This window comes from Streptomyces regalis, from assembly GCF_001509475.1.
In the GTDB taxonomy this organism is placed as follows: Bacteria; Actinomycetota; Actinomycetes; order Streptomycetales; family Streptomycetaceae; genus Streptomyces; species Streptomyces regalis.
Genome location: NZ_LLZG01000126.1, coordinates 1 through 7,110, shown reverse-complemented (window position 1 = coordinate 7,110; position 7,110 = coordinate 1). Strand labels below are relative to the sequence as shown.

At 69.2% G+C, this 7,110-nt stretch carries 9 protein-coding genes and 1 pseudogene; 4 read left to right on the top strand and 6 right to left on the bottom strand.

What is annotated here, in order from left to right; all coding sequences use genetic code 11:
* Positions 1-147, bottom strand: a 147-nt coding sequence (locus ADL12_RS18265; RefSeq protein WP_167364412.1) for a TetR/AcrR family transcriptional regulator, incomplete at its 3' end; no start/stop codon positions are given.
* Between the two features lie 238 nt (positions 148-385).
* Between ADL12_RS18265 and ADL12_RS18260 the strand changes: the two genes are divergently transcribed.
* The 3 genes from ADL12_RS18260 to ADL12_RS18255 all read left to right on the top strand — a co-directional run bounded on the left by ADL12_RS18260 (position 386) and on the right by ADL12_RS18255 (position 2,999).
* A complete protein-coding gene (locus ADL12_RS18260; protein ID WP_062703724.1) occupies positions 386-1,330 on the top strand; it encodes an alpha/beta fold hydrolase in 945 nt (314 codons plus the stop codon).
* 7 nt (positions 1,331-1,337) lie between these two features.
* On the top strand, positions 1,338-1,511 hold the full coding sequence (locus tag ADL12_RS52730) for a hypothetical protein (RefSeq protein WP_279617148.1): 174 nt from the start codon (positions 1,338-1,340) through the stop codon (positions 1,509-1,511).
* 246 nt (positions 1,512-1,757) lie between these two features.
* Positions 1,758-2,999 (top strand): FAD-dependent monooxygenase, encoded by a 1,242-nt coding sequence (locus ADL12_RS18255; protein ID WP_244187933.1) that lies wholly within the window; start codon positions 1,758-1,760, stop codon positions 2,997-2,999.
* Between the two features lie 182 nt (positions 3,000-3,181).
* Here ADL12_RS18255 and ADL12_RS54020 read toward each other — a convergent pair whose 3' ends face one another.
* Positions 3,182-3,325, bottom strand: a complete 144-nt coding sequence (locus tag ADL12_RS54020) for a hypothetical protein (protein ID WP_159053187.1) — start codon at positions 3,323-3,325, stop codon at positions 3,182-3,184.
* Positions 3,326-4,307: 982 nt separating this feature from the next.
* On the opposite strand from ADL12_RS54020, the pseudogene ADL12_RS18250 reads away from it, so the two are divergent.
* Positions 4,308-4,597 (top strand): annotated as a pseudogene (locus ADL12_RS18250) (transposase); the annotation flags it as partial.
* A 63-nt stretch (positions 4,598-4,660) separates the two neighbouring features.
* On the opposite strand, the gene ADL12_RS18245 reads toward ADL12_RS18250, so the two are convergent.
* The 4 genes from ADL12_RS18245 to ADL12_RS18235 all read right to left on the bottom strand — a co-directional run.
* Positions 4,661-5,383 (bottom strand): methyltransferase domain-containing protein, encoded by a 723-nt coding sequence (locus ADL12_RS18245; RefSeq protein ID WP_107119949.1) that lies wholly within the window; start codon positions 5,381-5,383, stop codon positions 4,661-4,663.
* A gap of 115 nt (positions 5,384-5,498) precedes the next feature.
* Positions 5,499-5,717 (bottom strand): alpha/beta fold hydrolase, encoded by a 219-nt coding sequence (locus tag ADL12_RS18240; RefSeq protein ID WP_062703723.1) that lies wholly within the window; start codon positions 5,715-5,717, stop codon positions 5,499-5,501.
* A gap of 51 nt (positions 5,718-5,768) precedes the next feature.
* Positions 5,769-6,005 carry an RraA family protein gene (locus tag ADL12_RS58480; protein ID WP_079052113.1) on the bottom strand — a complete coding sequence of 79 codons (237 nt, stop codon included), beginning with the start codon at positions 6,003-6,005 and terminating at the stop codon, positions 5,769-5,771.
* 530 nt (positions 6,006-6,535) lie between these two features.
* Positions 6,536-7,110: TetR/AcrR family transcriptional regulator (locus ADL12_RS18235; RefSeq protein WP_062703722.1), on the bottom strand; the 575-nt coding region annotated here is incomplete at its 5' end.

Sequence of the window (7,110 nt, the reverse complement as noted above, 5' to 3'; positions counted from 1 at the left end):
GTCGAACGCGGCATAGAGGCTGCCGCGGCCCAGGCCGGTCGCGGCGCTGATGTCGTCGACGCTCGTGCCGTTGTAGCCCGAAGCGCGGAACTGCCGCTCGGCGGCATGCAGGACGTGGTCGGGGTCGAAGCTTCGTGGTCTCGCCATACACCGAAGATACGGCCGATCCACCGTATTTGACAACCCAGTACAGAACCATCTAGGTTTCGGACTGTTCAGTAAACAACCGTGCTGAGCTCACCGGACCGGCTGCATGCACGCCTGCAGCACGCAGCTCAGCACTGGAACGAGCCGACCGGTGAACGCTGCTTCAAACCCACACACTCCAGAGGACCGCATGACCGCGGTCCGTACGGACAACACCGCAAGGAAGGCGTGAGGTCCAGTGATTGCTGCTGAAGAGACGTTCGATGGCACGTGGCCGTATCCCGCCCGCTTCACCGAGGCGGCCGGCTTCCGCCAGCACTATGTCGACGAGGGCCCCTCACGGCCCGATCAGACGATCGTCATGCTGCATGGCGAGCCCACCTGGGGCTACGAGTGGCGCCACCTGATCGGGCCGCTGTCACGCCACCACCGCGTGATCGCCCCCGACCACATGGGCTTCGGCAAGAGCGAGACCCCGCAGGACCGCACGTACGACGCGAGCGAGCACATCCTGAATCTCGAATCACTGCTCGTCGACACGCTCGACCTCACGGACATCACCCTGGTGCTCCGTGACTGGGGCGGCCCCATCGGCACCGGGTTCGCACTGCGTCACCCCGACCGGATCTCCCGGATCTTCGCCACGAACACCGTGCTGCCCCTCGCAGACGACATCGCCCCTCTCATGAAGGCCAACGGCGCCGAGAGCCGGTGGTTCCAGTGGGCCCACTCGGCGCTCTCGGACGGTTCGTTCGAGCAGATCCTCGGAAACGCGGGTCACACCATCGCCCACCTGATGATCGACCTGCAGCATGTCGCCCGGCCCGAGATCGCCACGCCGACCTGGATCCGCGCCTACTCCAGCCCCTTCCCGACTCCGGCGGAGTCCCGCGGTGTCATCGCCTTCCCCCGGCAGGTCCTGGAGGGCCCGCAGGGCCCCCAGCCCGGGCCGCCGTCCATGGAAGCCGTCGCCGCGCTGCGCGCCGTACCGGCGATGCTGGCGGTCGGGATGCGGGACACCGCACTGCTGCCCGAGTACGTGATCCCGTCGTTCAGGCTGGCCTACCCCGACGCACCCGTGGTCGAAATCCCGAGCGCCGGCCACTTCCCGACCGAGGACGCGCCCGAGACGCTGCTGGCACTGCTCGAACTGTTCCTGCAGACGACGTCCGCGCGCACCTGAATCCTGAATGTCGAAGGGCCGGCTCCGCGCGTGCGGAGCCGGCAACGCCACCGATCTGGTCGCCCAGGTCGGGGCCTCCGCAGCGGCCGGCCTCGACATCAACAGGATGCTGGCCACCGCGGACACCGGCGCGGCCCTCCAGGGGATCACCAAGGTAAGCCCACAAGGGACCACAGGATGATCTTGAAGCCCTGAGATCTCAGCCCATCCCCCTCGCCTCACCTTCATCAGTGAGGAAACCGATCCGTTTTCCCGTCTGGAAGCTGATCAGGTTCCAGACGGATTCAGCCATGCCCAGAAGCAAGCAAGCAGGAGAGTCCCGCCGAGGTCAACGCCACACTCCTCGACGTCCTCGCCCGCCTCGACGACTCCACATCCTCGGCTTCCTGAACGGCCGACCCACCCCAACCAGATGAAGGACACGACAATGACGGAGCGCAATCCCATGGACAAGAACACGACATCGAGACAGCGGGCCCTGGTGGTCGGCCTCGGGATCAGCGGGATCGCCTCCGCGCTGCGACTGCATCGCGCGGGCTGGGACGTGGTGGTGCTGGAGAAGGCCCCCGAGCGGCGCCGCGGCGGATACTTCATCGCCCTGTTCGGGACCGGGCTCGCCGCCGCCGAACGGCTGGGCTTCGCCGATGCGGTGCCGAATCGCTTCGCTCCGGAAAGCGTGAGCTACGACCTCGACCGCACGGGCCGGCGCCGCCGCGGTGTGGGCTACGCCGATGTGTTCGGCGGGTCTCGAATGGTACTGCGGGGCGACATCGAAGACGCGGCCTTCACCGCCCTGCCCGACGAGGTCGAGATACGGTACTCGACCGTGCCGATCGCGCTGGACCAGTACCTCGACGGGGTGGACGTCGAGATCCGCGACCTGACGACGGAGACGTCGACCGTCGAACGGTTCGACCTGGTGGTCGGGGCAGACGGACTGCGCTCGACGGTGCGCCGGCTTGCGTTCGAGCCCGAGCAGAGCCCGATCCGTCGGCTGAACTACATGATCGCCGTGTACAGACTGCCCGAGCCGGTACCCGGCTACCGCCCACAGGACGGGCTGAGCATGACCGAGGCAGGCCGATCGGTATGGGTGTTCCCGTTCGCCGACCGTACGCCGTCGGTGCTGTTCTCCTACCGCACCGACGACGTGGACGCCGAGTTCACCCGGCCGGCCATCGACTCGCTGCGCGCCGCCTACGGCCCCGAGCCCACCGGCTCCACGCTCGGTTGGCTGCTCGACCAGTTCGAGAAGGCCCCGGACCACCTGTTCGACTCCGCCGAGCAGGTGCACCTCGACCACTGGCACCGCGGCCGAGTCGTGCTCGTCGGCGACGCCGCGTGGTGCCTGACCGTTTACTCCGCCATGGGGGCATCCACCGGCATGGCCGGGGCGGACCTGCTCGGCACCATGCTGGAACGCCACCCCCACGACGTGCCACGAGCGCTGCAGGACTGGGAGGACCACCTGCGCCCGTTCATCGCCCACCATCTCGGCAGCGCTGTGAGCCAGCGCAGTTTCTTCACCCCAGGCAACCGCGCCGAGTTGCTGCTTCGGTCCGCGATGATCCGCCTCGCCCGGCTGCCGATCGCCGGCCGGCTGCTCGCCAAGACGAGGGCCAACAGTGCGCGGATGAAAAGTCTGGATATCGCCGCCGCTGCAGCGTGAGTGGAGTTCCTCGAATAAGAGCGGGAGAACGAGGTCGTCTGGGCCCGCAACTGTGACGACTACCGTGGTCCGGCTGCGGGTGCCGCACCGGCTGCACGCGATCCCGGTCTTGCGGTCGAGGCGGTGCAGCCGCAGCGGACCCTGGGCGGGTTCAGAGCGCACGACGCGGTTGGCGAGGCGGGTCATCGGCGCCGCGGCTTGGTCGTGGAATCGCCGCCACCGCGGCGGTCGCGGACGACGAAGGAGCCGGGTCCGATGCTGGTGCGTGCGTTGTTGAGGAACGAACGCAGCCGGCCGGTGTAGGCATCGTGCAGTTCGCTGGCCATGCCTGTAAGGCGAGCAGCCACAGCACAGATCAGCCGCGGGCGGCCCTGGGTGGCCGCAGCGGCCGGTAGCCGTCGGGTCCAGCTTGGCCAACGCCGTCGATGTCCGCCGAGTGGGTTCCGTAAAAGTGGACGTTGGCGTGGTGGCTGGGCCAGAGGCCAGCAGCTCATCGTCGATGGGCCAGCCGGCACGACGCAGCGGGGTCACCGCCAGGCCGTGAAACTCGGTGCTCCAGGTAACGATTGCGTCGGTGGCCACCGTCAGGCACCACATCTGCTCAGACTGGTGCACTGCCCGTACTGCCACGGCTGGGAGGTGCGCGTTGAGCCCATCGGTATCCTCGCCGCCGGCGCGGCCTCCAAGTCACGCACGTCACGCCCGTTTCCCTCAAGGGCGCAGGCGTGAGCCCCAGGTTCTCGGCCGACTGGCGGAGGGCCTGAGCCACGGCCGCGGTTCGGGGTTGTGGGCCGGACGGGGAAGCGGGCCATACGGCCGCGATGCGGCGGTGGCCCGCTGCGGGGACCGCGGGGCAGGGCCACGGTTTCGGGTGGGGCGCCGGTGAGGGCGAGGGTGGGGACCACGGCCGCGCCGAGGCCCGCTCGGACCAGGGACGGTGCGATGGGGAACTCCCGAGCGGTGTGGGCGCGGCCCGGGGTGTAGGCGTACTGCGCGGAGATGCGCGCGAGGGCACGACCGCACGCCGTGCCGGCCGGTCACCCAGGGGCGGTCGGCGAGGTCCCTGACCGAGCGGGGCGACGGTGACCAGTCGGCCGGGGCGACCACGCGGTACTCGTCGTCGGCGATCGGCGCGGACGCCAGGTCGCGCATTTGCTCGTGCGGATCGGGATCGTCGCCGTCGTACTCGACGACCAGGCGGAGGCCCGCTGTGAACTCGCCGAGCTGACCGGCCGTTCGACGGGGCCGGTGACGATCGCCGCGTTCTCCTCGGGCATCTGCTCGTCCCGGCCCTCGCCGCCCTCGCCCGCCTACGCCGGAAAGCTCGTCGACTGGGCGAAACAGCACCTCAACCTGACCGTCAAGCCGGTCAGCCGCCCCAAAGACGCCTCTGGCTTCGTCGTGCTGCCGCGCCGCTGGGTCGTCGAGAGGTCGCTCGCGTGGATGATGCACGCATGCTGCCATGCCCGGGACTACGAACGGCATCCAGTACTGAGAGCCTGATCACCTGGGTCGTAATCGCCCTTATGACCAGGCGTCTCGCACGGAAGGGGGCCACCCCCAGCTGGCCATGGAAACCCACATCGGCCACGAGTGCCTGACAGGCGTGGTCACCGTTCCCCGGTCACGCGGATCCCCGCAGCCCGTGCTCCATCTGCTCTCTAGGTGGAGGCGGCAGCCACGAAGAACGGAATGGCGATGAGGAAGCGGTCGGCCTCGGCGCGTCGGTGCTGTTCGGCGAGCCACTCATGGGCCTGGTCACGGCCGACGGCACCGCTCGTGCAGGCCCGCTCGGCGAGCCCGGTGAGCAGCGACAGCATCGCGGGATCGGTGAACACGCTGGTGTGCACCTCGATTGTGACGTCGTTGAAGCCGCCGTCCAGGAGCAGGTTGCGGTACTGGCGGCCGGCGCGGGGCGTGCCCAGGAGGTCGGCGCGGGCGTGCACGATCGTGCGGGTGAGCGCCGCATCATCGGAGTCGACCATGATGGCGTCCCAGTCCTGCCCGACCAGGACGATCCTGCCGCCCGGGCAGAGGACGCGCCGCGCTTCCGCCACCGCGCGCCATGGCTCCTGAAGTGCGTGGAAGACCTTGTCGGCACGGTAGCCGCGCACACTTCCGTCGGCGAACGGCAGCTCCTCCGCCCCCGCCTCCCGGAACTCGGCCGCCGGCCACCGTTTCCGGGCCTCGGCCAGCATCCACGGATCGGGATCCACGCCCACCGCGTGGACGCCACGCTCGGCCAGCTCGGCGACGGCCCGCCCGGCACCGCAGCCGATGTCCACGGCAGACGAGCCCGGGACAAGAGACAGCAGTTCGTAGGAGCGGGCCCGCAGCAGGCTGGCGCTCGGCATCTGGTCCATCGCGTCGAGGAGGGCCAGCATGGCCTCGGTGCCGCGGTGCTTTTCCACGAAAGAAGTCGTCACAGCCATGGCCTCCTGCCGTTCCTTGTCAGTCATGGTTCGGTCAACCCTTCGAGTTCCGGGTGGTGGGAGGGGGTCAGCCGTTCAGGAAGCCCAGGATGTGGTCAGCGACCGTCTTGGGCTGCTCCAGGTGCGGGAAGTGCCCCGCGCCGGGTATGACGATGCGTTCGAAGCCGTTGGTGAACAGGTCGGCCATGCCATCGCTCACCTCCACGGAAAAGCAGTTGTCGTCGGCCCCGTGGAGGTAGAGCGACGGGGCGGTGATGGCGCCACGCAGCCTGTCCGGTGAGCTCAAAACGGTTATGTACTGAACAGTCAGAAATCTAGGCAGTTCTGTACTGAGTTGTCAAGTGCGACGGGTCGGCTTTACCTTTCTCCGTGGTTGCGGCGGCGGTGGCCGAGTGTGTGCGAGCGGCGCAGCAGGAGCGCACAGCACTCCGTCGTCGTCGGCCACGATCACGTCACCGCGTCCGACGGTGGTGCCGGCGACCACGGCGGGCGCGGCCACCGGGCCGAGACCGGCCTTCACCGCGCCCTGCGCCGAGACCCCTCGCAAACAGGCGGGGAAGCCCCTTGCCGTCAGCTCGGACCATGTGGTCCAGCACGTTCATGCAGCCCATCGCCTTGGTCTCGACGTCGAACACGGGTGTGACGTCCAGCAGCAGGTCGGGGGGAACGTCGCAGACCTGTGGCTGGCACGGCCGGAACTGGAACCCCTGGGCGGCGACGAGCGGCCGGGTGCACGGTAGTGGCCGTGGGCCTGGGCGATCCTGCGCGTCAGCCGGGTGGCCGCCTGTGCCTGGTTGTGGTCCCGGGGACGGAGACGTTCGCCACGTGGGTGAGCATGACGTCAGGCTGACGCCACGCAGGACGGCGACGATCGGACCGGTCGCCGACTCGGGCACACGCGGTCCGAGTTGGCGGAGCGGCGGCCGAAGTGCCGCTGTCCGCTGGCGGCGTGGCGTTCGGCGACTGACCGTGCAGTTCAAGCCCGGCGGCACCGCGCATGTGGTGGAGCAACTCGATTGGATGCGGGTGCAGTTCTTCGGGCAGCCGCCCAGGCGTCTGCCCCGCGGCGAGTGGACCTTCGGGCCGTGTTCGGCTGTGCCCTGGTCAGTGGTGGCGTGGGCGGGGCAGCAAGGCGAACGCGTTCTCCGCAATGGAGGTGAGGCGGTCGGGGCTGTGGCCGTACGCGCCTACGACATCGCTCCCGCGGATGACGGTCAGCAGAAGGTAGGCGAGGTCGTCGGGGTCCGCGTCGGGGTCGATGTCGCCGTTGCGCTGCGCCGCTCGCAGACACTCGGCGACGGCCGTCCGGACTACGGAGAAGCAGTCGTTGGCCAGGCGTTTCACCTCGGGGTCGGAGGCGCCGATCTCCAGGGCCATCTTGGCGGCGAAGCAGGTCGCGGCCGCCCGGTCATCGGCGGGGGGTACGTCGGCGGCGAGTGGCACCCCGTGGACGGCGCGGAGCAAGTACGCGTGCAGTCGTTCCAGGGCGCCCTCGTCCGGTCCGGCGAGCATCTTCGGCGGACCCTGCGCCAGCCGGGCGAAGTAGCCGGTCATCGCCTGCAGCAGCACGCCGTGCTTGTCGTCGAACGCGGCATAGAGGCTGCCGCGGCCCAGGCCGGTCGCGGCGCTGATGTCGTCGACGCTCGTGCCGTTGTAGCCCGAAGCGCGGAACTGCCGCT